Genomic DNA, 25,208 nt, shown 5'->3' with positions numbered 1-25,208 from the left:
ATGCGAAGAATGGCCGGACCTTTCACCGCGATCGCCCCCTTCCTGATGGGACTTGTCCTGACCGCCGCAGCCTTCGCCCAGTCACCTTCCGCCCAGTCTTCCTCGACGCCGTCCCTGGACGCCGCGGAGATGGCGGCGGTCGGCCAGTATGGCGAGCGGGGCGCGCCGCTGACGGTGTTCGAGCGCGACGGCGTTCTGCGCGTCGACGGGCGGGGCCTCAAGGACGCCGCCCTGACCTCGCTGGGGCGCAGCCGCTATCGGATCGAGGGCGGCGGCGAACTGATGCTGGAGCCGGCCGCCCTGCGTCTGGACGGAACGCGCCTGCCGCGCCACGACTTCGGAGCGGAAGTCGAGGCCGCGATCCACGCGGCGGTGCGCGCCGACCCGGCCGCCTTGCGCGCCCGGGCCCTGGCCGCCAAGCCGCCGGTCGAGACGGCGCGGCGCAAGCCCGCTGACCTGGTCGATCTGTCGACTCTGGACCCGACGATCCGCCTGGACATCCGCTACGCCGGTTCCGACAACTTCATGGGCCTGGCCGTCTACGAACGGTCGGCCGCCTACCTGCAGCGCCCCGCCGCGCAAGCCCTGGCGCGGGCCGCCAAGGCGCTGGAGGCCCAGGGCTACGGCGTCCTGATCCACGACGCCTATCGGCCCTGGTTCGTGACCTGGATGTTCTGGGAGGCCACCCCGCCCGAGGACCACATGTTCGTGGCCGATCCGGCCCAGGGCTCGCGCCACAACCGGGGCTGCGCCGTCGACCTGACCCTGTACGACCTGAAGACCGGCGAGCCGGCCCAGATGCCCAGCCGCTACGACGAGATGTCGGGCCGCTCCTATGCCGACTTCATCGGCGGCACGACCCGGCAGCGGGCCCTGCGGGCGATCCTGCGCGAGGCCATGGTCGCCCAGGGCTTCGAGGTCTATCCCGAGGAGTGGTGGCACTTCGACTACGGGGACTGGCGCAGCTACGGCATCGGGACCGAAACCTTCACCGAACTGGCCCAGGCGAAGTAAGCGCCGTCAGTCTCAGGGCGTCGGCGGCCGCCGCGCCGAACTGGGTGTTGTCGAAGATGCACCAGCTCTGGGCCGCGCCGGTCTCGCCGCCGATCCGTTCGGCCAGGGGCTCCAGGCGTCCGTCGTCATAGGACGTCGCGTACATCGCGGGCGAGCCGTGCAGGCGGCGATAGGTGAGACCGGACCAGCCGCCGGGCTCGGCGGCCGCCTGAACCACGGCGGGATCGGCGGCGACCTGGGCCACCTCGAAGGTCCTCAACAAGGTCTCGGCCGGCGCGTCGAACCAGGTCGGATGACGCGGCTCCAGCACGGTCGCGGCGGTCGTCGCCTTCCGCCAGGCGGCGAGGAAGCGCTCCACGATCCCGGCGTCGAAACCCAGGCTCGGCGGCAGCTGGATCAGCAGGGGCCCGAGCTTCCCGCCCAGTCCGCCGCACTCGTCGAGGAACCGCGCCACCGGCTCGGCGATGTCGACCAGCCGCCGCTCGTGGGTGATCGTCCGAGGGACCTTCACCCCGAACCGGAAACCCGCCGGCGTCGACGCCGCCCAGCGTTCATAGGTCTTGCGCTGATGGGGGCGGTAGAAGGACGAATTGATCTCGACGGCGTTGAAGACGGCCGCGTAGCGCTCAAGGCCGGAGCCTCCGGCGGGGAAGACCTCCAGGGCCCGCGGGAAGCTCCAGCCGGCCGTGCCGATGCGAATGTCCTCAGGCATGCGGAGGGAGCGTGGGAGGGCGGCGGAGGTTCACCCTCTCCCGCTGGGAGAGGGTTTCAAGCCCTCGGCCGCCACGCCAAAATATCCGCGCTGCGTTCAACACCGACCCTCGAGCAGGTCGCCTTCAGCGCGCACGCCCCGCAGCGCGGCGCGTGGTGCGAGCACAGCAGCTGGCCCAGGCCCTTCATCAGCCAGTGCAGCTCATACAGGTCCTCGGCCGTCCAGCTGTCGGGGACCATGTCCATCAGGGCGCGATAGGCGTGGCCGGTGTCGTAGCCGGCGGGGATCAGGCCCAGCCGGCCCGCGACGCGGTGGACGTGGGTGTCGACCACCAGGGCGCGCATGTTCAGGGGGCTGAAGTTCAGCACCGAGGCGGCGACCTTGACCCCGACGCCGGGCAGGCCCTGCAGCCACCAGCGGGCGCTGTCCAGCTCCAGCTCGGCCAGATGGTCCAGCGACAGCTTCCAGCCGCTGCGCACCTGGATCAGCCGCAGGGCGTGGGGCAGGTGGCGGGCCTTCTCTTCGGGATAGGTCACCTCGGCGATCAGCGCCTGGACCTCGGCGTCGGGCGTCTCGGCCAGCTCTTCCCAGGTCGCGAAGCGCTCCTTCAGGCGGTGGTAGACCGCCCAGGAGACGGCGTCCTTGGTCCGGCCGCTGATCGACGACTTGACCAGCTGCGACACCGGATCGAGTCGCTTGGTCGGCCGCTGCGGCCCGAAGGTCTTGAGCAGCCCGTCGCGCATGGCTTCAAGCGGCGAGGTCGACAGGTCGAGGGACAGCTGCATGGCGAATCTCGCTACGGAACGTAACAAGAACATAGTGAATGCGAAGCGCGTTGTCGAGTTATCCCCAGCTTCTTCCCGGGCCTGGCCTCAGGGCCAGCGGCGCCGGCGGCCCCAAAGCACCGTGATCCGGCGGCGCAGGCGCGTCAGGGCCACGCGCACCGGCGTCGGGGCCTGGGCGGGCTTGGGGCGCTCCTCGGCCGGCAGTTCGACCTTGGCGAAACGGGCGATCAGGTCGCGCAGCTCCGGCTCGTGCACCGCCAGCGCCGCCTCGACCGGCGACATCCATTGCAGGGTGCGCTGGCCCTTCTCCGGCCAGGTCGCGTGCTCGCCCGTGACCTCCAGCGGATAGACGTCCACCGTCACGGGGCGCGCGCCGCCGCTCTTCAGACGCTTGAGATAGGGATAGCCGCCGATCGGCCGCTCGACGATGTGACCGTCGAGCCCGGCTTCCTCGTAGGCCTCCTGGGCGGCGGCCTGATGGTCCGGCTTGCCCTTCATCTGCCAGCCCTTGGGGATCACCCAGCGGCGCGTCTCGCGCGACGAGACCAGCAGGATCTGGAGGCCGTTGCTTCCGCCCGGGGCGGCGGAGGTCGTGCGCCAGGGCAGGGCGGCGACCTGATGTCGCCGCTCGCTGGACTTGCGTCCCGCCTGCTTGCCGCCCGCCGTGTCGGTCACTTCATCCAGAACCCGAGATAGTAGAACGCCGCCGCGACCAGGCCGGCCGCGGGCAGGGTGACGATCCAGGCGGTCACGATGCTCTTGGCCACGCCCCAACGGACGGCCGAAACCCGACGCGAAGCGCCGACGCCGACAATAGCGCCCGTGATCGTGTGAGTCGTCGAGACCGGAACGCCGATATGGGTCGCCAGGAACAAAGTAATCGCTCCGCCGGTCTCGGCGCAGAAGCCCTGCATCGGGGTCAGGCGGGTGATCTTGCTGCCCATGGTGTGCACAATGCGCCAACCGCCAAAGAGGGTGCCGAGCGCCATCGCGGTCTGGCACGACAGGACGACCCACAGCGGGATCGTGCCCGGGGCGTGGGTGGCGCCGTGGGCGTAGAGCAGGGCGGCGATGATGCCCATGGTCTTCTGGGCGTCGTTGCCGCCGTGACCCAGCGAATAGGCCGCCGCCGAGAAGAACTGCGCGACGCGGAAGAACCGGTCGGCGAAGAACGGTGAGCTCTTCAGGAAGGTCCAGGAGACGATCAGCACCAGCAGCAGCGCCAGGAGGAAGCCCATCAGCGGCGAGACCACGATGCCGGCCGCGGTCTTGCTCAGGCCGGCCCACTGCACGGCGCCGAAGCCGCCGACCTTAGCGACCGAGGCGCCGACCAAGCCGCCGATCAGGGCGTGGGAGCTGGAGGAGGGAATGCCCGCCCACCAGGTGATCAGGTTCCAGCTGATCGCGCCCATCAGGGCCCCGAAGATCAGCCGGTCGGTGATCACGTGCGGATCGATGATCCCGGCCCCGACCATCTTGGCGACGCTGGTGCCGAACACCGCGAAGGCGATGAAGTTGAAGAACGCCGCCCACAGCACCGCCCACTTCGCCGACAGCACGCGCGTCGAGACGATGGTGGCGATCGAGTTGGCGGCGTCGTGCAGGCCGTTCAGGAAGTCGAAGCCCAGGGCGACGACGACCAGCACCACCAGGATGAGGAAGGTCGGATCCACTAGACCTGCTCGACCACGATGCCGCTGATGCGATTGGCCACGTCCTCGAAGCGGTCGACCACCTTCTCCAGGTGGCTGTAGATGTCGACGCCGACGATGAAGGTCATCGGGTCACCGGTGCGATGGGCCATGAACAGCGCCTTGCGGCCCTGGTCGTACATCTGGTCGGCCTGCTCCTCGATCTGGGTGACCTTGACGGCCAGTTCGGTCAGGCGGTGGGCGTTCTTGCGCATGTCGGGCAGCAGGGCCACGGCCTGGACGGTCAGCTCGGCGGCCTGGACGATGATCGCGGCCATCTCGCGCATCTGCGGCTCGAAGGTCTTGACCTCGAACAGGCTGACGACCTTGGCGGTCTTGCGCATCTGGTCGATGGCGTCGTCCAGCGAGGTGGTCAGGTCCTGGATGTCGCTGCGGTCGAACGGGGTGATGAAGCTGCGGCGGACCGCGCCCATCACCTGGCGGGTGATCTCGTCGGCCTCTTCCTCGTGCTGGTAGACGCGGGCGCTGGCGGCCTCGACGCCGTCGCCGCCCTCCATCAGGTCCTGCAGGGCCTTGGCCCCGGCCACCAGGGTGGCGGCATGCTGCGCGAACAGCTCGAAGAAGCGGTCTTCCTTGGGCATGACAGCCCGGAACAAGCCCAGCATGGTCGCTTCATCCTCTGTTCGAAGCGTGGAGAGTTTCGCGGACGTTCTTGTATGGAGGAGCGCCCGGCGCGGCGGAGCGGAACCACGGAAGCCAGCCGGGTTCAAGCCCCGCGTGACGGTTTTATGACACCTTTTGTGGGGGCGCGCCCTCTGGTCGCGGCCCCAAGCGTTTGGCACTCTGGCCCGGCGTCGGTTCAGGAGCAGCGGGATGTCGACAAGCTTGAAGGTCAACGGCCAGGTTCACACGGTGGACGCCGAACCCGATACGCCCCTGCTGTGGGTGCTGCGCGACGTGCTGGGGCTGGTGGGAACCAAGTACGGCTGCGGCGTGGCCCAGTGTGGAGCGTGCACCGTCCATATCGACGGCGTGGCCATGCGCTCGTGCGTCACCTCGCTGGCCCGGGTGGGCGCCAAGGCGGTGACCACCATCGAGGGGATCGGCGCGAACCCGGTCGGGGCCAAGGTGCAGGAGGCCTGGAAGGCCGTCGACGTGCCGCAGTGCGGCTACTGCCAGGCCGGCCAGATCATGTCGGCCACGGCCCTGCTGGCCGCCGCGCCCAAGCCCACCGACGACGAGATCGACGCGGCGATGAACGGCAACCTCTGCCGCTGCGCCACCTACATCCGCATCCGCAAGGCCATCAAGGCCGCCTCCGGCCAAGTGGAGGCGTGAGCATGACCGCGATCCTCGAGAACCCGTCCCGCCGGCTGTTCCTGAAGACCGGCGCGGCGGCCGGCGGCGGCTTGCTGCTGTCGTTCAGCCTGCCGGGCCTGGTCCGGGCGCAGGGTGAAGCGCCAAGTGGAGTGGGGGCCAACCCATTCAACGCCTTCGTCCGCATCGCCCCCGACGGCGTGGTGACCATCGCCGCCAAGCGGCCGGAGATCGGGCAGGGGGTCAAGACCTCGATGCCGATGCTGATCGCCGAGGAACTGGACGTCGACTGGTCTGCCGTCCGCATCGAGCAGGCCCCGATCGACGCCAAGGTGTTCGGCGAACAGTCCGCCGGCGGCAGCACCTCGACCCCGGACGACTGGGAGCCGATGCGCCAGGTCGGCGCGGTGGGGCGCGCCCTGCTGATCCAGGCCGCGGCCCAGCGCTGGAACGTCCCGGCCGCCGGCCTGACCACCGAGCCCGGCTTCGTGGTCGACAAGGCCGGCAAGCGGCGGGCGTCCTACGGCGAGCTGGCCCAGGCCGCCGCCGGTCTGACGGCGCCCGACCCCAAGACCCTGGTCCTCAAGGACCCCAAGACCTACCGGATCATCGGCAAGTCCCAGCCGCAGTCGGACACGCCGGCCATCGTCGAGGGCAAGCCGCTGTACGGCATCGACGTGCGCGTGCCGGGCATGCTGTACGCCACCTTCCTCAAAGCCCCGGTGTTCGCCGCCAAGGTGGCCAAGGTCGACCTGGCCCCGGCCAAGGCGGTCAAGGGCGTTCGCCACGCCTTCGTGGTCGACGGCGGGACCGAGCTGGAAGGCCTGCTGGGCGGCGTGGTGGTGGTGGCCGACACCTGGTGGGCGGCGCGCAAGGGCCGCAACGCGCTGGAGGTCGCCTGGGCCGACCACCCGACCAGCGCCCAGAGCAGCGCGGGTTTCATCGCCAAGGCCGCCGAACTGCACGGCCAGCCGCCGCACCGCAACGTCAAGACGGTCGGCGATGTCGAGGCGGCCCTGAAGGGCGCGGCCAAGGTGGTCAAGGCCGACTACAGCTATCCGTTCAACGCGCACGCCACGCTGGAGCCTCAGAACTGCACGGCCAGCTTCAAGGACGGCAAGGTCGAGATCTGGGTCCCGGCCCAGAACCCCGAGGACGGCCGCGAGCTGGTGGCCAAGACGCTGGGGATCAAGCCCGAGGACATCACCCTCCACTTCACCCGCAGCGGCGGGGGCTTCGGCCGGCGGCTGATGAACGACTTCATGGTCGAGGCGGCGTGGATCTCCAAGACGGTCGGGGCGCCGGTCAAGCTGCTGTGGACCCGCGAGGACGACATCCAGCACGACTTCTACCGCCCGGCCGGCTTCCACCGTCTGACGGCGGGGCTGGACGCCCAGGGCGGGCTGACGGCCTGGCGCAACCACTTCGTGACCTTCGGCGAGGGCCAGAAGTTCGCGCGGGCCGCCGGCATGAACGCCACCCAGTTTCCGTTCGGCGCGGTCGAGAACTACGCCCTGGACGTCTCGGTCATGCCGCTGGGCGTGCCGACCGGCTGGCTGCGGGCCCCCGGCAACAACGCCTACGGCTTCGTGATGCAGGGCTTCACCGACGAGGTGGCCCACGCGGCCGGCGCCGATCCGGTCGAGTTCCGCCGCAAGCTGCTGGGCGCGCCGCGGCTGATCGGCGAGCCGGGCAAGGGCGACAGCTTCCACACCGGCCGCATGCGCGCCGTGCTGGACCGGGTCGCCGAGGCGTCGGGCTGGGGCCGCAAGACGCCCAAGGGCGTCGGCCTGGGCGTGGCCTGCCACTACAGCCATCGGGGCTATGTGGCGGTGGTCATGGAGGTCGCCGTGGCAGACGGCAAGGTCGAGGTCCGCAAGGCCTGGGCGGCGGTCGACGTCGGCCGGCAGATCGTCAATCCCAACGGCGCCGAGCAGCAGGTTCAGGGCTCGGTCCTCGACGGGATCGGCAGTAGCCTGGGCCAGGCGATCACCATCGAGAACGGCGCCGTGGTCCAGAGCAATTTCGGCGATTTCCCGATGCTGCGCCTGGCTGACGCGCCGGATGTCGAGGTGCATTTCGTCACCAGCGACAACCCGCCGACGGGCCTGGGCGAACCGGCCCTGCCGCCGTCGCCGGCCGCCCTGGTCAACGCGATCTTCGCGGCGAGCGGCAAGCGGATCCGGACCCTGCCGATCGGCGACCAGCTGGCCTAGCGGAGGCGGGCGCGGCATAGCGTCCCATGGCCAAGTTTAGGGCTATTTCACCACGTCCGGCGGGGCGGTCTTAACCTTATTACGCGAACATGGTTCTCGAACGGGGACCATCGCGTCATGGGGCAGCACGTCGAAACCTTGGTGATCGGGGCCGGACCGGCCGGCCTGACCGCCGCCTATGTTCTGGCCAAGGCGGGGCGCGACGTCGCCGTGCTGGAGATGGACCCCCGTGAGGTCGGCGGTTCAAACCGCACGATCGAACACAACGGCTTCAAGATCGACCTGAACGGCGGGGCCTACGCGTCGGCCTCGCCCGGCGTGCTGGCGCTGTGGTCCGAACTCTTGCCCGACGGCTTCGTCGAGCAGCCGCGCACGGCGCGCATCTATCACCGTGAACACTTCTACGCCTATCCGTTGAAGACCCTGGAGACCCTGGCCCACCTGGGGCTGCGCGGCGCGGCGGCCTGCCTGGCCTCGTTCGGTCTGGCCAAGATCCGCCCGATCAAGACGCCCAGGACCTTCGCCGACGAAATCCGCAACCGGGTCGGCAAGCGGTTGTCGGCGATGCTGTTTCGGCCTTTCGCCGAGAAGGTGTCGGGCCTGATCAGCGACCAGATGCCGGCCGGCCGCGCCGGCGCCGCCAAGCCGGCGCCCAGTCTGCGCTATCCCCGCGACGGGGCCGGTTCGGTTTGGCGGGCCTGCGCCGACAAGATCGCGACGCTCGGTGGCGAGGTGGCCTTGGGCCGGCGCGTGGAGTCCCTGAAGTTCGACGCCGCCGCCAAGCTGTGGACGGTGACGATCCTGCGCGAGGACGGCGCCCACGAGGTCCGCACCGCCGACCACGTCGTCTCGACCGCGCCGCTGCGCGAGCTGATGAGCATGCTGCGGCCCACGCCGATCAGCCTGTTCCACGCCGGCGAGCTGATGTACCGCGACCAGATCACGGTCGCCCTGGTGGGCCGCACGCGCAAGCCGCTGCGCGAGACCGCGATCGACGTCCACGACACCGACCTGCAGGTCGGCCGGGTGCAGAACTACCGCGCCTGGTCGCCTGCCATGGCCCCGGAAGGCGAGGCGGCCAGCTGCCTGGGCCTGGAATACTTCTGCTTCGAGGGTGATGGCCTGTGGACGGCCAGCGACGCCGACCTGGTGGCCCTGGCCTGGCGCGAGGCCGCGGTGATGGGGCTGATGGACCCGACCGCCGTCAGCGACGCCCGCGTCGTGCGTCAGCGCAAGGTGCTGCCGATCGAGGACGAGGATTGCGCCGAGCACCGGGCGATGATCCGCCTGGACCTGAAGATGCAGTTTCCCAGCCTGCACCTGGCGGGCCGCAACGGCCTGCACCGCGACGGAGAACGCGACCAGGCCACGCTCAGCGGCCTGTTGACCGCCGAGAACATCCTGGCGGGCGAAACCGCGCACGACGTGTGGGACGTCTCGACCGCGCCGGCGCCGAGCCGCAAGGCCGCCTAGGCGACCAGGCGCTCGCGGCGCGCCGCGTCGGCGGACGGGCTGTCGGCGCGGAGCGCCTCCGGCTCCCGCAGCGACCGCGCGGACCAGCACAGCAGGTGGGTGAAGGCGTCGGCCAGACCGATCACGGCGATCACGGTCACCAGGCCCGAGGTCAGCAGAATGGCGATCATCGACATCACGGTCTTCCCATCGGCGGGGATTTGTCGGAGTTTTCGGCGTAACCGTCGAATCGGGTGATCGGTTCCCTGGCGGTAGCTCAGAGCGGGCGGTTTTCGGCCTCGACGCTTGACAACGTTGTCACCGTTGGGGTGGATGTCGCGTCCCGCAACGTCGGACAGGGGAGTAAACAACATGGCAGGTATGGGTGCGGCGCAGGCTCCGACGACCGGAGCGGCGCCCAAGACCGGGGGAGGCGGCCTGATCCTGGCCGTCGTCTACGTGACGGCGCTCTTCTTCATCTGGGCGTTCGTCACCAATCTGATCGACCCGCTCGTGAAGAGCATGAAGGTCATCTACACGCTGACGGACTTCGAGACGCAGCTGAACCAGTTCGCGTTCTTCATCGCCTACGGGATCATGTCGATCCCCTCGGCGTGGTACCTGGCCCGGAAGGGCTACGCCAAGTCGATCGTGCTGGGCCTCACCGGCATCGTGGCCGGTTGCCTGATCGCCTGGTCGACGACCTTCTCGCACAACTTCATCACCGTCCTGCTGGGCCTGTTCGTCGCCGCTTCGGGCATCACTCTGCTGCAGGTCGCGGCCAACCCGCTGATCGCCTCGATGGGCGACCCCAAGGGTTCGCACTTCCGCCTCAACCTCTCGCAGGCCTTCAACTCGATGGGCGCCTATGTGGGCGGCATCTTCGGCGCCGGCTTCCTGCTCAAGGGGCCGCTGTTCGAAAAGGACGTGGTGGTCACCGAGGCCATGAAGGTCACCGGCCTGGGCTTCGTCACCAACGTCTATCTGATGATCGCGGTGGTCTTGGCCTTCTTCACCCTGGCCGTGTTCCTGGTGCGCAACACCATCACCCACCACGCGCCGAAGATGGCCGAGCACATAGAGTCGCCGTTCAAGGCGCTGCAGTCCAAGTGGGCCAATCTCGGTTCGCTGGGCATCTTCCTCTATGTCGGCGCCGAGGTCTGCGTGATCTCGGGGATGATCTTCTTCCTCGAGCAGAAGCAGATCCTCAACGTGCCGTCGCAGGTCGCCGGCTTCGTCGGTCCGATCTTCATGCTGTTCGCGATGTTCGGCCGCTTCGGCGGCTCGGTGCTGCTGCGCTATGTCAAGGCCACGACCATGCTGGCCCTGGTGGCGGCCTGCGCCACGGCCCTCTGCGCCCTGGTCATCGCCACCTACCAGATGCCGGCCACGCCCCTGGGCGGAACGGTCCATCTGCCGGGCGACTATATCGCGCCGCTGACCATGGGTTTCATCCCGGGCGTCGCGGCGATCCTGATCGGCCTGTTCAACTCGATCATGTTCCCGACCATCTTCACCATCACCCTGGAACGTTCGTCGGCCCCGGCCTCGGCGACCTCGGGCCTGATGTGCATGGCCATCTGCGGCGGCGGGTTCATCTCGATCCTGTACGGCGCCACGGTGGACCAACTGGTGGCCCACTTCCCGACCGGAGCCCGCTCGTTGGCCTTCATCGTGCCGCTGGTCTGCTACCTGTACGTCCTGTGGTTCTCGTTCGCCGCGCGCGGCGCGAAGGTCCACGAGATCCAGGAAGACGCGGTGGCCGGCGGCCACTAGGCCCCGCCCCAGCCAAGACGGAGAAGCCCGGGCGTTTCGCGCCCGGGCTTTTTCGTGCGCGGATGCTCTCGGTGAGAACCGTTATCGAATACTTTGTCGAGGAGTCGACTTACTTGTAATACTTGTCCGCGCCGATCCCCGATCGGGAACGCCCTCTGAATTGAAGTGTTTTTTGTGGTCCGCCGACGTCGGCGACCAAGCATTCAGGGAGAGACACCATGGCGACCTCCGCCAAGAGCGCATCGACCAAGGCCCAATCCAAGGCTGGATCCGCCAAGCCCCGCCGCACGCGCCGCACGGGCCGTCGCGACCCGCTGGCGATCACCCTTCTGAAGAAGGATCACCGCGAGGTCGAAGGCTGGTTCGACGAGTACGAACAGCTGGAGGGCGACGCCGAGAAGCTTGCCCTGTTCAACAAGATCGCCCTGGCCTTGAAGGTCCATACCCAGATCGAGGAGGAGATCCTCTATCCGGAGGAGCGCGGCGAGGTCGAGGACGACATGCTGGACGAGGCCTATGTCGAGCACGACGGCGCCAAGAAGCTGATCGCCGAGATCGAGGCGATGAATCCGAGCGACGAGTATTACGACGCCAAGGTCAAGGTGCTGGGCGAATACGTCAAGCACCACGTCAAGGAAGAGGAGCAGCCCGGCGGCATCTTCGCCCAGGCCAAGAAGGGCGACGAGGATCTCGACGCCATGGGCGAACGCCTGAAGGCCCGCAAGGACGAGCTGATGGCCGAATTGGGCGGCAAGCAGCCGAACTGACGGCTCGAGGAGGGCCTTCGGGCCTTCCTCTTTTTCCGGAGGGCCAATGGCCGAGGCGCTGGATCCGATCTTGCCGTCGGACATCGACGAACTGACGCGGGCGGTCCTCGAGGCCGCCTGCGCGCGCGACCTGACCCTGGCGACGGCGGAGAGCTGCACCGGCGGCCTGCTGGCCTCGCTGCTCACCGACGTGCCGGGATGCTCCCACGCCTTCGAGCGCGGTTTCGTGGTCTATACCGACGCCGCCAAGATCGAGCTGCTGGGCGTGTCGCCTTCGCTGTTGCCGCACGGCGGCTCGGTTTCGCAGCCGACCGCCATCGCCATGGCCGACGGGGCGATCCGGCGGTCCAGCGCCGACGTGGCGGTGTCGATCACCGGCTGGGCGGAGGACGTCGGGGATCCGCAGCGGCCCGCGGGCCTGGTCCATTTCGCCTGCGCGCGCCGCGGCGGCTACACCCATCATCGTCAGGTCCGGTTCGGCGACATCGGTCGCGGACCGCTGCGGATCGAATGCCTGCGCGTGGCGCTGAAGATGCTGCAACAGGCCTTGGACCTCTGAGGCGAAGGCCAAGAAAAAGCGCCTCCGGCTGGACCGAAGGCGCTATTTCTTTGGGTCGTGAAGACCCGAGCGCCTAGAGCGCTCGGCGGCCGGTGAAGGCGTGGTAGATCGCTAGCACGACGACCGCGCCGATCACGGCGACCAGCAGGCTGTAGAGGTTCAGGCCGGTGACCCCGGCGGAGCCGAACTGGTTGAACAGGAACCCGCCCACCACGGCGCCGACGATCCCGAGCACCAGGTCCACCACCAGGCTGCCGCCGCTACGGCTGACCAGTTTGCTGGCGATGAAGCCGGCGACGAGGCCGAGCACGATCCACGCAAGAATAGACATGTACGCCTCCTTGGCATCAAAAGGCGTGCGAGCCGCGCGCCGATGCGGAATAAAGGCGTTCGCCAAGACTTTCGTTCCGACACATGTGCGTGTTTAGACGCGAAAATGCGACGAAGACTTTTCGACAGGTCGGGCGTTGCTTTCAACTGGCGCTAGCGTGGCTTGCCGATGCGGGCCTGGACGGCCGCGACAAGCTTCTGCGCCGGCGCGCGGCCCAGCAGAATGAAGGCGCCGGAGCCGATGACGGCGCCGATGAGGAAGGACAGGCTCATGGGAATCCCCGGAGTGCTGGAAGCTGCGACTGTCCCTTTTCTAGAACCCGCGGCGGGTCGTTGACCATGTGACACGCCGACGCCGGGGCGGCCGAATCCTCGCCCCGGTCGTCGTCGCAAAGCGCGAGGGCGTGCTGGACGAGGCGGCGTTCAACGCCTGTCGCGGCGGTTAGGGCGCGGCCTTCGCCGCGGCCGGCGGCGTGTTGGCGGCCACCCGCCAAACGGTGTTGCCGACGTCGTCGGCCACCAGCAGGGCGCCGAACTTGTCGACCGCCACCCCGACCGGTCGGCCCAAGGCCTGGCCCTTGGCGTCGAGGAAGCCGGTCAGGAACGGTTCGGCCGGACCGGACGGCATGCCGCCCGCGAACGGCACGAACGCCACGCGATAACCGTTGACCGGCTTGCGGTTCCACGAGCCGTGCTGGCCGATGAAAGCGCCGCCCCTGTAGCGGGCAGGGAAGGCGTCGGCCTTGTAGAAGGTCAGGCCCAGCGAAGCCGTATGGGCCCCCAGGGCATAGTCAGGCTTGATCGCCCTGGCCACTAGGTCCGGCCGCTGCGGTTTCACCCGGGCGTCCACCGTCTGGCCGTAATAGCTGTAGGGCCAGCCGTAGAAGCCGCCGTCCTTGACCGACGTCATGTAGTCGGGGACCAGGTCGTTGCCGATCTCGTCGCGCTCGTTGACGCTGGTCCACAGGGCGCCGCTCGTGGGCTGCCAGTCCATGCCGTTGGGGTTGCGCAGGCCCGAGGCGAAGACCCGGCTGGCGCCGGTGACCCGATCGATCTCCAGGATCGCGGCGCGGCGTTCTTCGGCGGCCATGCCGTTCTCGCCGACATTGCTGTTGGAGCCGACGGTCACATACAGCTTGGAGCCGTCCGGGCTGGCGATGACGTTTTTGGTCCAGTGGTGGTTGATCGGTCCGGCCGGTAGGTCGGCGACCTTGTGGGGCGCGGCCGTGATCTGGGTCTGGCCGGCCTGGTAGGGGAAGGCCAGCAGGGCGTCGCTGTCGGCGACGTAGAAGGTGTCGCCCACCAGGGCCATGCCGAACGGCGAGTTCAGACCCGACAGGAAGGTGGTGCGGGCCTCCAGCATTCCGTCGTTGTTGGCGTCGCGCACCAGGGTGATGCGGTTGGCCGTGGGCACGGTGGCGCCGGCCCGGCCCATGATGATCTTCTGGAACCAGCCCCTGATGCCCTTGCCGTCCTCTGGCTTGGGCGGAGCGTTGGTTTCGGCGATCAGCACGTCCCCGTTGGGCAGCATATAGAGCCAGCGCGGGTGGTCCAGGCCCCGGACCAGGGCGGTGGCGACGAAGCCGGGCGCGGCGTCCGGCGTCTGGCCGTCGGCCCAGCCGACCGCCGGCGCGATCTTCATCACCGGGATCGTCTGCTTCTGGGCGACGGGCAGGACGGGATGAGGACCGTAACCCTGTTCGGGCGGCAGGGCGGGCCCCGCGCTGCAGTTCGACAGCAGCAGGGCGAGCGGGGGCAGGGTTATCAGGCCGAGTTCTTTGAGCATCGCGATCTTCCGACGGGTGGATGCGTAGAGACTCAAAACGCGTCGCCGCGTCATAGGGTCCAGGGACGCCAGTTCAGCCGACGGGGGCGTGCTCGTCCAGCCAGCGGCGGAAGAAGCCCGGATCGGGCAGGCCGGCCTGGTTCGCGGCGACCTTGCCGTCCTTGAACAGGAACAGGGCGGGGATGCCGCGCACGCCATAGGCCTGGGCCAGGGCCGGTTCGGCGTCGACATCGATCTTCACGAAGCGGGCGCGGGGCTCCAACTCGGCGGTCGAGCGGGCGAAGATCGGGGCGATGGCCTTGCAGGGCCCGCACCAGGCCGCCCAGAAGTCGGCGACGATCGGGATTTGGCTGGCCGCCACGTGCTTGCGGAAGCGGGCGGTGGTCAGGTCGACCGGCCGGCCGGTGAACAGCGGCTCCCCGCAACGGCCGCACTTGGCCGCCTTGGCGTCGCGCTCGGCCGGCAGACGGTTGGTGGCGTCGCAGTGCGGGCAGACGATGTTGATGGTCTCGGCCATGGCCCTGTCTTTTTGAAGCACTGGGGTCTCAACGAAGCGCTGGACGATCCGGTTCTATCGCGCGCCGACTTCCGACGCGGCCAGAAGAAAAGCGCCCACGCCGTACAGCTGGGTGTCGTCGGCCGAGACGTGGTCGGGCGCGTAGCCGATCTGCTGCACCCAGCCCAGCTTGCCGTCGGGCTGGACGGCGACGGCCAGGGCGGACCAGCCCCTGGTCATGGCGGCCTCGTACTTAGGCCCCTTCAGCAGTCCGTGGTTCAGGCCATAGGCCAAGCCGTAGACGAAGAAACCGGTGCCGCTGGTTTCGGGCGGGGTGTTTTCGGGGGCCAGCAGGGACGGGGGCCAGTAACCGTCCGGCTTCTGCAGCGTCACCAGCCGCTCCGACATCCGCCGAAACAGCGCCTCGTAGCGCGGCCGCGAGGGGTGGTCGGCGGGCAGGGTCTTCAGGATGTCGACGATCCCGGCATAGGCCCAGCCGTTGCCGCGGCTCCAGAAGATCTTGCGGCCCTGGTCGTCGCGGCGGTCGAAATAGCGGCTGTCGCGGTAGTAGAGGCCTTCCTGCTTGTCGAGCAGCCAGTCGGTGGCGGCCCAGAATTCCTTGTCGCCATAGGCGGCGTAGCGCGGGTCGCCGGTGGCGCGCGACAGGCCCGTCCAGGTCGCGGGACCCATGAACAGGGCGTCGCTCCAGCACCAGCGGGCCTGGCAGGGCTGGTCCTCGGTTCCGTCGACGAAGGTCAGGTCGGCCACGGGCGGATCGGCCAGGATGGCGTCGAAGCGGGCCTTCAGCGGCCCGATCTGGGCCTTGTCGTGATCGCGGTTGTAGACCCACAGCCAGGTCTGGCCGATCACGTGGTCGTCGGCGTGCAACGGACGACGGCCCAGGCCCCAGGCTTGCCGGGCGCCATGGTCGCGAACGGCCTGGACCAGGGCGGGATCGCCGGTTCGCTCGGCGAACGCGGCTAGGCCGACGAACAGAGCGCCCTGCACCCAGCCGCGCGGATCGGGCGTGGCCCGGTGTCCGTGCGTGTAGTCGAAGTTGTCCATGTGGCTCAGCTGCCAGGCGGCGACCTCGCGGCCCAGCGCCGAAGCCTGGATCGCCATCGCGTGGTGTTCCGCCGCGGGCTTGGGCCGGGCGGAGGTCGCCGAAGCGGCGCCGGAGGTCAGGGCCAGGGCGGAAAGGGCGATGATCAGGCTGGCGCGCATGGCGTCGTTCTTCCCCGAAGCGCGTGACCTATGCCGCCACGTCGCCGGCCAGTGCTAGGTCGGTTTGGCCGATGGTCAAGTCAGTAGAACGGGTTTTCACCGGCCGAGCCATATCGGCCTGGCCACATGCCCCTCTTGTACGATTAATGGTCAGGCCAATTCTCTTGCGCTCGGCCAAGGCTGAGCTATGCTGGGTTCTGGCGAACCTCGTCGGCCTACGCGATGGACTTGTCCTTCATCGCACCTCCTCCCGGGGCCGGCCGGCGACGGGCGGCTGGAACCTTCCCTCCAGCCGCCCATCCTCAAGGCTTTAAATCTCTAGATCAGCGAGCGGCGGGCCAGCTCGCTGCGACGGGCGGCGACTTCGCTGCGGGCCTGCTGCATGGCGTCGATCTCGGTGGCGGTCAGCAGGTTGTCGATCACCCGGCCCAGGTGCTCGCGCATGGCGTTGCGGGCTTCCTTGGGGTCACGGGCCTTCAGGGCGCTGAGGATTTCCTGGTGGTCGTCGATCAGCGGCCGCACGCCGACCTGGCGGGCGCGTTCCAGCATCGCCCGGCACAGCGGCGACTTGTAGCGCAGGTCCCAAAGGTTCTCGATCACGGTGACCAAGGCGCTGTTGCGTGTGGCGCGGGCGATGGTGACGTGGAACCGACGGTCGGCCAGGTCGCCGCGCACGTCGTGTTCGTTCTCCTCGACCATGTCGTCGAGGATCTTTTCCAGGTCGATCAGTTCCTGGTCGGTGATGGTGGTGGCGGCCAGGGCGCAGGACTCGCCCTCGATCAGACGGCGGGCCTCGGTCAACTCGAAGGCGCCGATGTCCAGCTCGGGGGCGGGGACCTCGACCGGCGCCGCCTCGGTGACATAGACGCCCGAGCCGTGGCGCGCCTCGACCAGTCCGCGGATTTCCAGCGCGATCATCGCCTCGCGCACCGTGGGGCGGCTGACCTTGTAATCTTCGGCCAGGTCCCGCTCCGAGGGCAGACGGTGCCCAGGCTGGTAGGCGCCTTCGCGGATCGATTCGGCGATCGCGTTGGCGACCTGCTGATAGAGCTTACGAGTTTCTGCGGTCGACGTGGTCATGCGACTTTCCCGCCCAGCGCGCATCGCCGGGGCGATGACAGCCTAGAGCATGGTCGCAAAAGACGCCACGTCGCTCTGGCGCATTTGTAATATGTTGTCTATGGATTGGTCAGGCCACTTAAGCGACCCAGGTAGACCAACACTCCATGCTCAAGATTATCGACGCCAAGGTCATCGTCACCTGTCCGGGACGGAACTTCGTCACCCTGAAGATCACCACCTCGGACGGCGTCACCGGCGTCGGCGACGCGACGCTGAACGGGCGCGAAATGGCCGTGGTCAGCTATCTTCGCGACCACATGATCCCCTGCCTGATCGGACGCGACGCCCATCGCATCGAGGACATCTGGCAGTTCTTCTATCGCGGCTCGTACTGGCGCGGTGGTCCGGTGGGCATGACGGCCCTGGCGGCGGTCGACATGGCGTTGTGGGACATCAAGGCCAAGGTGGCCGGCCTGCCGCTCTACCAGCTGCTGGGCGGCGCCTGCCGCGAGGGCGTCACCGTCTACGGTCACGCCAACGGCGAGACCATCGACGACACCATCGCCGAGGCCCAGAAGTACAAGGCCCTGGGCTACAAGGCCATTCGCCTGCAGTCAGGCGTGCCGGGCCTGCCCAGCACCTACGGCGTGTCGGGCGACAAGATGTTCTATGAACCGGCCGACGGAAACCTGCCGACCGAGAACGTCTGGTCGACGGCCAAGTACCTCAGGCATGCGCCCAAGCTGTTCGAGGCCGCGCGCGAAGCCCTGGGCGACGACGTCCATCTGCTGCACGACGTTCATCACCGCCTGACGCCGATCGAGGCGGGCCGCCTGGGCAAGGATCTGGAGCCCTATCGTCTGTTCTGGCTGGAGGACGCGGTGCCCGCCGAGAACCAGGCCGGCTTCCGCCTGATCCGCCAGCACACGACCACCCCGCTGGCCGTGGGCGAGATCTTCAGCCACGTCTGGGACGCCAACATCCTGATCCAGGAACAGCTGATCGACTATCTGCGGGCCACGGTCCTGCACGCCGGCGGCATCACCAATCTGCGCAAGATCGCCGCCTTCGCTGACCTGCACCACGTGCGCACCGGCTGTCACGGCGCCACTGACCTGTCGCCGGTGACCATGGCCGCGGCCCTGCATTTCGACCTGTCGATTCCGAACTTCGGGCTGCAGGAATACATGCGCCACACGCCCGAGACCGATGCGGTGTTCCCGCATGCCTACAGCTTCAAGGACGGCATGCTGCATCCGGGCGAGCAGCCGGGCCTGGGCGTCGACATCGACGAGGCCCTGGCCGAGCAATATCCCTACAGACGCGCCTACCTGCCGGTGAACCGGCTGGAGGACGGGACCATGTACAACTGGTGACGGGGGCGTCGCGTCGCCTCGCGGCGGCGCGGATTTCCTAGGTTTCCAGTGTGGCGATATTGGTCTGACCTTTAGTGCAAGCGTCGGTAAATTGGCTTGACAATATTCGCGGCCCCGGTAGCAGATGGTCTAGCCACATAAGAAGTCGTCTCCGCCAAGGGCTGACGAGGGCGGGGAAACGATGCCGTTCAAGTCCATCCGCAAGCGCCTTTTCCTGGCCGCCGCCCTGGGCGCGGTCGCGTCGCCGGTCCTGGCCGCCCCGCCGTCCGCCGATCCGGGCGGACGCGGTCAGGCCTATGCGACCGTTCCGCCGATGAACCGCACGGTCGAGACCCGGCTGCTGCCGCAGATGGCCGTGCTGCTCGACAAGCTGATGGTCGAGAAACGCGACATGACGCTGGACGGCGTTCGGGTGTTCGACGCCGACGACAAGTTCCTGCCCGGCAAGGTGGCGATCGGCCTGGCCTATCTGCTGATCGACACCCCGCGCGACGACCCGAGGTTCAAGACCTACCTGGCCGGCTATCGCCAGATCGCCGACATGACGGTCGACGACACCAACAACACCTGGGGCGTCTACTACTACTGCCAGGCCCTGCACATGCTGCAGGAGGCCGGGCTGCTGGAGCAGGCGGTGTCTCCGGAAACCCTGGCCAAGCTGAAGACCAAGCTGGACTGGCGCGCCTTCGTCCGCCCCGACGACCTGACCCTGATCGACCTGCCCAACAACTATTACGGCGTGGCCTTCAGCGTGGCGCGGCTGCGCCATCAGCTGGGTTGGGAGGACGCTTCGGCCAGCGAGGCGCTGCTGGAGCGCACGCTCGACCACTATCGCAAATACTCAGGCGAATATGGCTTCGCCGACGAGACCGACGGGGAAGGGCGGTTCGACCGCTACAGCGTGCTGCTGATCGGCGAGATCAGCCACCGCCTGATCGAGGCCGGCATGCCGGCCACGCCGGAGGTCAAGGGCTGGCTGCGCAAGTCGGTCGACCTGATGCTGCCGCGCCTGAACCCGCGCGGCGAGGGCTTCGAATACGGCCGCAGCATCGGAACCTATGGCGAGACGGCCTTCCTGGAGGTGCTGACCGCGGCGGCCAAGCTGGATGTGCTGACCCCGCGGGAAAAGGCCATGGCCTACGCCTTCTCGTCGCGCGTCACCGCCCGCTACATGGACTTCTGGTTCGATCCGAAGATGGGTTCGGTGAACCTGTGGGAGCACGGCCGGCGCACCGACGAGTATCGCGGCAAGCACCGGATCCTGGGCGAGAACCTCAGCCTGGCCCGCCAGCACATCTACACCAGCGCGATCTGGAACGAGCTGGGCTTCAAGGACAAGGCGCCTGATCCGGGCTACGCGGCCTGGCTCGATACGCTGCCCAAGCGCCGGGTCACCTGGTTCGCGCGCGGCGAGCACGACCGGCTGGTGGTCACCCTGCGCGATCGCGGCCGCGTGATCGGTTTGCCGATCATCAACGGCGGCAAGAGCCAGCACGAAAACACGCCCTACTACCCGATCCCGTTCTCGCCCGGCATGCTGGCGGGCGTGGCGGACGGCGAGTTTCCGCAGCTGCTGCCCCGCCTGACCTTGGCCGACGGCTCGCGTCTGACGCCGCTGGCCTACGCCCGGAACGTCAAGGTGACCGAGCAGGGCGCGCGGACCATCGTCACCTATGAACAGACCCAACTGGACAGGCTTGGAGCCAGCGCGCCGATCGCCGACGACCGGTTCAGCGTCAGGACGACCTATGTGCTGGCGCCCGGCAAGATCAGCCGCACCGACGTTTTCACGCCCAAGGGCGGCCAGCCGATCAAGGCCGTGGACCTGTCGTTCGCCGCGTTCTCGAGCGCGCCCAGCACCAAGGGCGGCGCCACGACCTACGGCCAGGGTGACGTGCGGGCTTTCACGGTGACGGGGCTGAGTTGCACGTCCCGCGCGCTGAAGGACGAAAAGGCCTACCGCACGCCGACCGGCGACTTCGAGAGTCTGACCGAGTGCGCGAGCGGGCCGCGAACCCTGTCGGGGCCGCTGACGGTGAACTGGAGCTTGAGCTACCGCTAGGGCGGAAAGGCCTTGCGTCCTTCGAGGCCCGCTTCGCGGGCGCCTCAGGATGAGGCACGTAGTTGCACTGAATTCCTCATCCTGAGGTGCGAGGCGTAGCCGAGCCTCGAAGGACGCAGGGCGCTACTTCACCCTGACCAGGATCAGCGTCTGGTCCGGCGGGCCCGGCTGACCGTCAATGTCCTGTTCGACCAACAAGGTGTCCGGGTCGGTGCGGGTGACCTTCATCGACTGATGGCGCGAGTCCCGTTCGCCATGGGTGGTGACGGTCACCGCGCTCTGGCCGACGCGCTGCACGCTGATCTTCACCAGGTTCAGGTTGACCACGGCCAGGGTCGGCGGGCCGTCGAGCACGGCATGGGCGAACTGCAGGGCGGCGACGCCGGCCTCGTCCACCTCGACCAGGGTCCAGGCCAGGGCCTTGCCGTCGTCGATGGTGACGTCGAGCTCGCCGCGCAGCGGCGCGGGGCCGGTCAGGGCGGCGTTGAACTTCGAGCGCGGCAGGTCGATCGCCCAGCGTCCGGTCACGCCCATCGGGCCGCTGTACGACTGGGCGCTGGCGGCGACGGGCAGGGCGGCGGCCAACAGAGCGGCGCCGACCAGGGCGGAGTAGGCGCGAGCGCGCTTGTTCATGAGGTCGGCTCCGGATCAGGCCCGACGAGTCCGGGCGAGCGCTGTGACGCAGGGTAATCTGGCCCCGCGCGCCCGCCCGATCAAGGAGTCCGCTCAAGCCGTTTGGGGTTCAAGCCCCTAGAACGGCGAGAATTTCTCGACCAGCGCCTGGCCGCCCGGGGTCTTCTGGACGCGGCTGATGTCGCCCCGGCCGCCGTAGCTGATGCGGGCCTCGGCGATCTGAGTGTGCTTGATGGTGTTGGCCGAGGAGATGTCCTCGGGGCGCACGATGCCGGCGACCGTCAGCTGGCGCAGTTCGGCGTTGGTGCGCACCTCTTGGGTGCCCTGGATCACCAGGTTGCCGTTGGGCAGCACGCCCGAGACGACGGCGGCGATGGTCAGGCTGATCTTTTCCGAGCGGTTCACCGCGCCGGCCCCGGCGTTGGAGTTGGTCGACTTGGTGTTGACCATGTTGGCCGGGTCATAGCCGCCCGGCAGGATCTTCCCGAGGCTCGACTCAAGGCCCAGGAAGTTCGGCACGCCCAGCGAACTGCCGGAGGTGCGCGACGACGAGGTCTGGTTCTTGGTGGTGGCGCTGTCGTCGATGTCGATGTTGACGGTCAGGATGTCGCCGACCTTGCTGGCGCGCTGGTCGTTGAAGAAGGTGCGCGCGCCCGTGCGCCACAGCGAGTTGGCCGAGGCGGCCTGGGGCTGGGCGGCGTATTGCTGGGTCATCGGCGCCAGCTGGGCCGGATAGCCGACCGGCGCCAGTTCCGGACCCTTCACCGCTTCGGTGACGGTCGAGCAGGCGGCGAGCGGGACGAGCAGCAGGAGAACGGTGAGGGCGGGGCGCATCGGTTGTGACCTTCTCAGCGAGCGGCGTAGCGCAGCGTGTTGTTACGGTTGGCCTTCAGGCGCATCGCCCGCGGACCGACGGCGGTCGAGCCTGGTCCGGTGACCACGGTCTCGATGATCTTCTTGCTGGCGGTGTTCTGGACCATCAGGTTTTCGCCGATGGCCGCCGCCGCCATGGCCTTGCCCTGCAAGGTGAGCGCCACGCCGTCGTCCTCGTAGGTGACTGCGACGATATCGCCCGCCTTGATGACCTGCGGGGTCGAGACGTCGCGCAGGCTGGCGGCCGCGCCCTGGCGCAGCGGGCGTTTGGCGGTCATGCCGATCAGGTCGTCGGCGTCGCGGGGCGCGTCCGACGCGCCGGCGGCGACCTTCACCCAGACCAGGTCCTCGGGCTGGACGATCTCGCCGGTGGCCAGGCTGCGGGCGTAGGCAAGAACTTCCACGTTGCCGCGCTGGGCGCCGGCCAACGTGGTGTCGGAGCCTTGGCGGACGATGATCCGGCGCAGGCCGTTGCTGTTGGCCCAGTCCAGGCCGGCCCGGCGGGCGGCGACCTGAACCGCGCCGGCGTCGAGCACGGCCGACGGACCCATGCGGTTGGCGATCACCACGTCCGAGGCCGCGCCGGCCCCGTCGAACAGCTCGCCCAGGGTGATGCGGCCGTCGGCGTCTGTGGTGTCGGACCGCAGCGAGACGGCCTGACCGGCCAGGGCCGGCGTGGCGATCAGCAGTGCGGCGAGGGAAAGGGCGAGAACTTTCATGAGCTTACGACCTCAGGTTCGAGGTGGCCTGGAGCATCTGGTCGGCCGTGGTGATGACCTTGGAGTTCATCTCGTAGGCGCGCTGGGCGACGATCAGGGCGGTGATTTCGCTGACCGAGTCTACGTTCGAGGCTTCGGTGTAGTTCTGCAGCAGGGTGCCGAAGCCCGGTTGGCCGGGAGCGGCGATGTTGGCCGCGCCCGAGGCGGCGGTCTCCATGAACATGTTGTCGCCGATGGCTTCCAGGCCGCCTTCGTTCATGAAGTTGGCCAGTTCCAGCTGACCGACGGTCTGGGGCGTCGGATCGCCGTCCAGCTTCACCTGCACCAGGCCGGTCTTGGTGATGGTGGTGGCGACGGTGTTCTGCGGGATCGTGATGCCCGGCTGGACGGTGTAGCCGTCCTCGGTGACGATCTGGCCCTGGTCGTTGGTCGAGAAGTTGCCTGCCCGCGTGTAGGCGGTTTCGCCCGAGGGCAGCAGGATCTGCAGGAAGCCCTTGCCCTGGATGGCCACGTCGAACTCGTTGTTCGTCATGGACGGCGTGCCCTGCTCGTGGATCCGGTAGACCGAGCCGGCCTTGACGCCGCCGCCGATCTGGATGCCCGTCGGGACCACGTTGCCGTCGCCGGACGACTGCGAGCCGGCGCGCTCGATGGTCTGGTAGATCAGATCCTGGAACTCGGCCCGTTGGCGCTTGAAGCCGACGGTGTTCATGTTGGCGATGTTGTTGGAGATGACCTCGACGTTCAGCTGTTGGGCCGACATGCCGGTCGCGGCGGTGCGAAGCGCTTGCATCGTGGGTTATCCTTACTGCGGCTTGCCCAGGCGCTCGACGGCGCTCCGGGACAGTTCCGAGGTTTGGTCCATCATCTTGGCCATGCTCTCGTAAGCGCGGCTGACCTCGATCATCTTGGTGATCTGGGTGATCGATTGGACGTTGGAGGCTTCCAGCATGCCCTGATGGATCGCGGCGTTCGGGGCGGCCTGGGGGGTGTCGTTGGTGGTGTTGCGATAGAGGTTGTCGCCGTCCTTGCGGAACGCGGCCAGGTCGGTGGGGCGCACCACGGCGATCTTGCCGGAGCGCTCGGCGCCCTGGCTGACCGTGCCGTCGCGGGCGATGGTGACGGGGCCCTTGAGCGGGTCGAGGTTGATCTCGCCGCCGCCCTCGTCCAGCACGGCCGCGCCGTTCTGGGTGACCAGCTTGCCCTCGGGGCTCATGGTGAAGCGGCCGTCGCGGGTGTAGCGCTCGCCGCCGGCCGTGGAGACCTTGAAGAAGCCCTGGCCTTCCAGGGCCAGGTCGAAGTCGCCGCCCGTCTGGGTCAGGGCGCCTTGGCTGAAATCGCGCGCCACGCCGTCGTCCAACACGAACTTCACGGGGTTCGCGCCGCCGGCGGTGCGGGCCGGTTTCGCCGGCTCGGTGCGGACCATCAGCGCCTCGACCTTGAAGCCGGTCGTGTTGGCGTTGGCGATGTTGTTGGCCACGATGTCGAGCTCGCGGCGCAGAGTCATCTGCCGCGAAAGTCCCACATACAGCGCGTTATCCATGACGGTTACCGAGACGGCTGGCGCGACAAATGCGCCGCAAGTCTGCAAGCAACCCTCGTGCCAACTCAGAAAAGTCAGTAATTTCAACGAGAATGAAGGTTAACGCGGCCTCGGTGACCGAGTCTGCCGGGCAGATTCAGCCTGCGGCGAAATGGCCTTCAAAAGACATCGTTAACCATGCTCCACGCATGAGTAGATCGATAGATTCCAAGGAACCGCGCGCGTGGCCAAGAAACCTGCCCAGGAAGCTCCCGCCCCCGAAGGCGAAGAGGGCGTCGTCGAGGGCGAAGCTTCGGCGAAGAAGAAGCCGCCGATGATGATCATCATCGCGGCAGCGGCGGCCGTCGTGCTGGTCGGCGGCGGCGTGACCACGTTTCTGCTTCTGAAGCCCAAGCCCGACGCTCATGGCGAGGCGGGCCACGCGAAGCCGAAGAAGGAAAAGAAAAAGGAAGAAAAGGGCGGCCACGGCGCGAAGGCCGAGGGCGGCGCTCCGGCGGCCGGCGCGCCGGTGATCAAGGAAGGCCCCGACGGCGTGGTGTTCTACACCTTGCCCGACATCGTGGTGAACATGCAGGCCGCCGACGGCCGCTCCACCTTCCTGAAGCTGAAGCTGACCTTCGAACTGCCCGACGAGGAGACGGCCGAGCACCTGACCTCGAACCTCCCGCGTCTGCAGGACATGTTCCAGACCTTCCTGCGCGAAATGCGTCCGGAAGACCTCAACGGCAGCCAGGGCAGCTATCAGCTGCGCGCCGAGCTGCTGCGTCGCGTTAATCTGGTCGCCGCGCCCTCCAAGGTGAACGCGGTGCTGATCGAGGAGATGCTGATCAACTAGCCTTCGGGCTGGCTGAGGC

General features: G+C 68.1%; 26 protein-coding genes and 1 pseudogene. 10 read left to right on the top strand and 17 right to left on the bottom strand.

The genetic code is table 11. The features are described from left to right. The first annotated feature begins 9 nt into the window (after positions 1 to 9). On the top strand, positions 10 to 1,014 hold the full coding sequence (locus tag ASD38_RS23275; RefSeq protein ID WP_082560707.1) for a M15 family metallopeptidase: 1,005 nt from the start codon (positions 10 to 12) through the stop codon (positions 1,012 to 1,014). Here the strand turns inward: ASD38_RS23275 and ASD38_RS08540 are convergent. The 5 genes from ASD38_RS08540 to ASD38_RS08520 all read right to left on the bottom strand — a co-directional run bounded on the left by ASD38_RS08540 (position 989) and on the right by ASD38_RS08520 (position 4,828). Beyond that, on the bottom strand, positions 989 to 1,726 hold the full coding sequence (locus tag ASD38_RS08540) for a DUF72 domain-containing protein (protein WP_056441757.1): 738 nt from the start codon (positions 1,724 to 1,726) through the stop codon (positions 989 to 991). The two genes, ASD38_RS23275 and ASD38_RS08540, sit on opposite strands and share 26 nt — an antisense overlap. 56 nt (positions 1,727 to 1,782) lie before the next feature. Beyond that, positions 1,783 to 2,511 (bottom strand): endonuclease III domain-containing protein, encoded by a 729-nt coding sequence (locus ASD38_RS08535; RefSeq protein WP_056441752.1) that lies wholly within the window; start codon positions 2,509 to 2,511, stop codon positions 1,783 to 1,785. Between the two features lie 87 nt (positions 2,512 to 2,598). Further along, a complete protein-coding gene (locus tag ASD38_RS08530) occupies positions 2,599 to 3,186 on the bottom strand; it encodes an NUDIX hydrolase (RefSeq protein WP_056441749.1) in 588 nt (195 codons plus the stop codon). Further along, positions 3,183 to 4,184 carry an inorganic phosphate transporter gene (locus tag ASD38_RS08525; RefSeq protein ID WP_056459275.1) on the bottom strand — a complete coding sequence of 334 codons (1,002 nt, stop codon included), beginning with the start codon at positions 4,182 to 4,184 and terminating at the stop codon, positions 3,183 to 3,185. Before ASD38_RS08525 ends, ASD38_RS08530 begins: the two co-directional genes overlap by 4 nt. Next, positions 4,184 to 4,828, bottom strand: a complete 645-nt coding sequence (locus ASD38_RS08520) for a DUF47 domain-containing protein (protein WP_056441744.1) — start codon at positions 4,826 to 4,828, stop codon at positions 4,184 to 4,186. The genes ASD38_RS08525 and ASD38_RS08520 overlap by 1 nt, the downstream gene beginning before the upstream one ends. Positions 4,829 to 5,036: 208 nt before the next feature. On the opposite strand from ASD38_RS08520, the gene ASD38_RS08515 reads away from it, so the two are divergent. The 3 genes from ASD38_RS08515 (at position 5,037) to ASD38_RS08505 (ending at position 9,169) form a co-directional block, all read left to right on the top strand. Further along, a complete protein-coding gene (locus ASD38_RS08515; protein WP_056441741.1) occupies positions 5,037 to 5,501 on the top strand; it encodes a (2Fe-2S)-binding protein in 465 nt (154 codons plus the stop codon). Between the two features lie 2 nt (positions 5,502 to 5,503). Then, positions 5,504 to 7,696, top strand: coding sequence for a xanthine dehydrogenase family protein molybdopterin-binding subunit (locus tag ASD38_RS08510; protein ID WP_056459273.1), 2,193 nt, complete (start codon positions 5,504 to 5,506; stop codon positions 7,694 to 7,696). Between the two features lie 117 nt (positions 7,697 to 7,813). Then, positions 7,814 to 9,169: an FAD-dependent oxidoreductase gene (locus tag ASD38_RS08505; protein WP_056441737.1), complete on the top strand. Its 1,356-nt coding sequence runs from the start codon at positions 7,814 to 7,816 to the stop codon at positions 9,167 to 9,169. Here ASD38_RS08505 and ASD38_RS08500 read toward each other — a convergent pair. Beyond that, complete coding sequence (locus ASD38_RS08500) at positions 9,166 to 9,345, bottom strand: hypothetical protein (RefSeq protein ID WP_056441735.1); 180 nt, start codon at positions 9,343 to 9,345, stop codon at positions 9,166 to 9,168. The two genes, ASD38_RS08505 and ASD38_RS08500, sit on opposite strands and share 4 nt — an antisense overlap. Before the next feature lie 175 nt (positions 9,346 to 9,520). Here ASD38_RS08500 and ASD38_RS08495 point away from each other — a divergent pair, with 175 nt between their 5' ends. The 3 genes from ASD38_RS08495 (at position 9,521) to ASD38_RS08485 (ending at position 12,250) form a co-directional block, all read left to right on the top strand. Beyond that, on the top strand, positions 9,521 to 10,924 hold the full coding sequence (locus tag ASD38_RS08495; RefSeq protein ID WP_082554751.1) for an MFS transporter: 1,404 nt from the start codon (positions 9,521 to 9,523) through the stop codon (positions 10,922 to 10,924). 218 nt (positions 10,925 to 11,142) lie between these two features. Further along, complete coding sequence (locus ASD38_RS08490) at positions 11,143 to 11,691, top strand: hemerythrin domain-containing protein (protein WP_056441730.1); 549 nt, start codon at positions 11,143 to 11,145, stop codon at positions 11,689 to 11,691. A gap of 46 nt (positions 11,692 to 11,737) precedes the next feature. Then, a complete protein-coding gene (locus ASD38_RS08485) occupies positions 11,738 to 12,250 on the top strand; it encodes a CinA family protein (RefSeq protein ID WP_056441727.1) in 513 nt (170 codons plus the stop codon). Positions 12,251 to 12,323: 73 nt separating this feature from the next. Here the strand turns inward: ASD38_RS08485 and ASD38_RS08480 are convergent, their stop codons facing one another. The 5 genes from ASD38_RS08480 to ASD38_RS08460 form a co-directional block, all read right to left on the bottom strand. Further along, positions 12,324 to 12,581 carry a GlsB/YeaQ/YmgE family stress response membrane protein gene (locus ASD38_RS08480; protein ID WP_035081411.1) on the bottom strand — a complete coding sequence of 86 codons (258 nt, stop codon included), beginning with the start codon at positions 12,579 to 12,581 and terminating at the stop codon, positions 12,324 to 12,326. Between the two features lie 441 nt (positions 12,582 to 13,022). Beyond that, entirely contained in the window at positions 13,023 to 14,366 is a 1,344-nt protein-coding gene (locus tag ASD38_RS08475; RefSeq protein ID WP_056459270.1) for a PQQ-dependent sugar dehydrogenase, read from the bottom strand. A gap of 73 nt (positions 14,367 to 14,439) precedes the next feature. Beyond that, the gene (gene trxC, locus ASD38_RS08470; RefSeq protein WP_056441723.1) at positions 14,440 to 14,883 is read right to left on the bottom strand and encodes a thioredoxin TrxC; all 444 of its coding nucleotides are present in this window, start codon (positions 14,881 to 14,883) and stop codon (positions 14,440 to 14,442) included. A 54-nt stretch (positions 14,884 to 14,937) separates the two neighbouring features. After that, positions 14,938 to 16,086, bottom strand: a complete 1,149-nt coding sequence (locus ASD38_RS08465) for a glycoside hydrolase family 88/105 protein (RefSeq protein ID WP_056459267.1) — start codon at positions 16,084 to 16,086, stop codon at positions 14,938 to 14,940. Positions 16,087 to 16,404: 318 nt separating this feature from the next. Beyond that, positions 16,405 to 17,166, bottom strand: coding sequence for a FadR/GntR family transcriptional regulator (locus tag ASD38_RS08460; RefSeq protein WP_056441719.1), 762 nt, complete (start codon positions 17,164 to 17,166; stop codon positions 16,405 to 16,407). Positions 17,167 to 17,312: 146 nt separating this feature from the next. On the opposite strand from ASD38_RS08460, the gene manD reads away from it, so the two are divergent. Together manD and ASD38_RS08450 are read left to right on the top strand one after the other, a co-directional pair. After that, a complete protein-coding gene (gene manD / locus ASD38_RS08455) occupies positions 17,313 to 18,524 on the top strand; it encodes a mannonate dehydratase (protein ID WP_056441717.1) in 1,212 nt (403 codons plus the stop codon). 181 nt (positions 18,525 to 18,705) lie between these two features. Further along, positions 18,706 to 20,586: a hypothetical protein gene (locus ASD38_RS08450; protein ID WP_056459266.1), complete on the top strand. Its 1,881-nt coding sequence runs from the start codon at positions 18,706 to 18,708 to the stop codon at positions 20,584 to 20,586. Between the two features lie 13 nt (positions 20,587 to 20,599). Here the strand turns inward: ASD38_RS08450 and ASD38_RS24175 are convergent. The 6 genes and pseudogenes from ASD38_RS24175 to flgF form a co-directional block, all read right to left on the bottom strand. Further along, positions 20,600 to 20,709 (bottom strand): annotated as a pseudogene (locus ASD38_RS24175) (hypothetical protein); the annotation flags it as partial. Beyond that, entirely contained in the window at positions 20,710 to 21,219 is a 510-nt protein-coding gene (locus ASD38_RS08445) for a hypothetical protein (RefSeq protein ID WP_056459261.1), read from the bottom strand. A gap of 117 nt (positions 21,220 to 21,336) precedes the next feature. Further along, complete coding sequence (gene flgH, locus ASD38_RS08440) at positions 21,337 to 22,053, bottom strand: flagellar basal body L-ring protein FlgH (protein ID WP_056459259.1); 717 nt, start codon at positions 22,051 to 22,053, stop codon at positions 21,337 to 21,339. Positions 22,054 to 22,067: 14 nt separating this feature from the next. Beyond that, on the bottom strand, positions 22,068 to 22,811 hold the full coding sequence (gene flgA, locus ASD38_RS08435) for a flagellar basal body P-ring formation chaperone FlgA (protein ID WP_056459256.1): 744 nt from the start codon (positions 22,809 to 22,811) through the stop codon (positions 22,068 to 22,070). Positions 22,812 to 22,815: 4 nt separating this feature from the next. Next, positions 22,816 to 23,604: a flagellar basal-body rod protein FlgG gene (gene flgG / locus ASD38_RS08430; RefSeq protein WP_056441702.1), complete on the bottom strand. Its 789-nt coding sequence runs from the start codon at positions 23,602 to 23,604 to the stop codon at positions 22,816 to 22,818. A 12-nt stretch (positions 23,605 to 23,616) separates the two neighbouring features. Continuing rightward, positions 23,617 to 24,354 carry a flagellar basal-body rod protein FlgF gene (flgF, locus tag ASD38_RS08425; protein WP_056441699.1) on the bottom strand — a complete coding sequence of 246 codons (738 nt, stop codon included), beginning with the start codon at positions 24,352 to 24,354 and terminating at the stop codon, positions 23,617 to 23,619. Positions 24,355 to 24,577: 223 nt separating this feature from the next. On the opposite strand from flgF, the gene fliL reads away from it, so the two are divergent. After that, the gene (fliL, locus tag ASD38_RS08420) at positions 24,578 to 25,189 is read left to right on the top strand and encodes a flagellar basal body-associated protein FliL (protein ID WP_056459254.1); all 612 of its coding nucleotides are present in this window, start codon (positions 24,578 to 24,580) and stop codon (positions 25,187 to 25,189) included. The last annotated feature ends 19 nt before the right edge of the window (positions 25,190 to 25,208 follow it).

Source organism: Caulobacter sp. Root487D2Y (assembly GCF_001427165.1).
Taxonomy (GTDB): domain Bacteria; phylum Pseudomonadota; class Alphaproteobacteria; order Caulobacterales; family Caulobacteraceae; genus Caulobacter.
This window is presented reverse-complemented; position numbering and strand designations above follow the sequence as displayed.

What these genes read in the sequence shown, in the direction of transcription:
- ASD38_RS08520 (WP_056441744.1), bottom strand. Translation starts at nt 4,828, where the DNA reads ATGCTGGGCTTGTTCCGGGCTGTCATGCCCAAGGAAGACCGCTTCTTC.
- ASD38_RS08465 (WP_056459267.1), bottom strand. Translation starts at nt 16,086, where the DNA reads ATGCGCGCCAGCCTGATCATCGCCCTTTCCGCCCTGGCCCTGACCTCC.
- ASD38_RS08510 (WP_056459273.1), top strand. Translation starts at nt 5,504, where the DNA reads ATGACCGCGATCCTCGAGAACCCGTCCCGCCGGCTGTTCCTGAAGACC.
- ASD38_RS08450 (WP_056459266.1), top strand. Translation starts at nt 18,706, where the DNA reads ATGCCGTTCAAGTCCATCCGCAAGCGCCTTTTCCTGGCCGCCGCCCTG.
- ASD38_RS08500 (WP_056441735.1), bottom strand. Translation starts at nt 9,345, where the DNA reads ATGTCGATGATCGCCATTCTGCTGACCTCGGGCCTGGTGACCGTGATC.
- manD (WP_056441717.1), top strand. Translation starts at nt 17,313, where the DNA reads ATGCTCAAGATTATCGACGCCAAGGTCATCGTCACCTGTCCGGGACGG.
- ASD38_RS08495 (WP_082554751.1), top strand. Translation starts at nt 9,521, where the DNA reads ATGGCAGGTATGGGTGCGGCGCAGGCTCCGACGACCGGAGCGGCGCCC.
- ASD38_RS08490 (WP_056441730.1), top strand. Translation starts at nt 11,143, where the DNA reads ATGGCGACCTCCGCCAAGAGCGCATCGACCAAGGCCCAATCCAAGGCT.
- flgF (WP_056441699.1), bottom strand. Translation starts at nt 24,354, where the DNA reads ATGGATAACGCGCTGTATGTGGGACTTTCGCGGCAGATGACTCTGCGC.
- ASD38_RS08475 (WP_056459270.1), bottom strand. Translation starts at nt 14,366, where the DNA reads ATGCTCAAAGAACTCGGCCTGATAACCCTGCCCCCGCTCGCCCTGCTG.
- ASD38_RS08460 (WP_056441719.1), bottom strand. Translation starts at nt 17,166, where the DNA reads ATGACCACGTCGACCGCAGAAACTCGTAAGCTCTATCAGCAGGTCGCC.
- flgA (WP_056459256.1), bottom strand. Translation starts at nt 22,811, where the DNA reads ATGAAAGTTCTCGCCCTTTCCCTCGCCGCACTGCTGATCGCCACGCCG.
- ASD38_RS08480 (WP_035081411.1), bottom strand. Translation starts at nt 12,581, where the DNA reads ATGTCTATTCTTGCGTGGATCGTGCTCGGCCTCGTCGCCGGCTTCATC.
- ASD38_RS08515 (WP_056441741.1), top strand. Translation starts at nt 5,037, where the DNA reads ATGTCGACAAGCTTGAAGGTCAACGGCCAGGTTCACACGGTGGACGCC.
- flgG (WP_056441702.1), bottom strand. Translation starts at nt 23,604, where the DNA reads ATGCAAGCGCTTCGCACCGCCGCGACCGGCATGTCGGCCCAACAGCTG.
- ASD38_RS08540 (WP_056441757.1), bottom strand. Translation starts at nt 1,726, where the DNA reads ATGCCTGAGGACATTCGCATCGGCACGGCCGGCTGGAGCTTCCCGCGG.
- ASD38_RS08445 (WP_056459261.1), bottom strand. Translation starts at nt 21,219, where the DNA reads ATGAACAAGCGCGCTCGCGCCTACTCCGCCCTGGTCGGCGCCGCTCTG.
- ASD38_RS08535 (WP_056441752.1), bottom strand. Translation starts at nt 2,511, where the DNA reads ATGCAGCTGTCCCTCGACCTGTCGACCTCGCCGCTTGAAGCCATGCGC.
- ASD38_RS08505 (WP_056441737.1), top strand. Translation starts at nt 7,814, where the DNA reads ATGGGGCAGCACGTCGAAACCTTGGTGATCGGGGCCGGACCGGCCGGC.
- trxC (WP_056441723.1), bottom strand. Translation starts at nt 14,883, where the DNA reads ATGGCCGAGACCATCAACATCGTCTGCCCGCACTGCGACGCCACCAAC.
- ASD38_RS23275 (WP_082560707.1), top strand. Translation starts at nt 10, where the DNA reads ATGGCCGGACCTTTCACCGCGATCGCCCCCTTCCTGATGGGACTTGTC.
- ASD38_RS08485 (WP_056441727.1), top strand. Translation starts at nt 11,738, where the DNA reads ATGGCCGAGGCGCTGGATCCGATCTTGCCGTCGGACATCGACGAACTG.
- flgH (WP_056459259.1), bottom strand. Translation starts at nt 22,053, where the DNA reads ATGCGCCCCGCCCTCACCGTTCTCCTGCTGCTCGTCCCGCTCGCCGCC.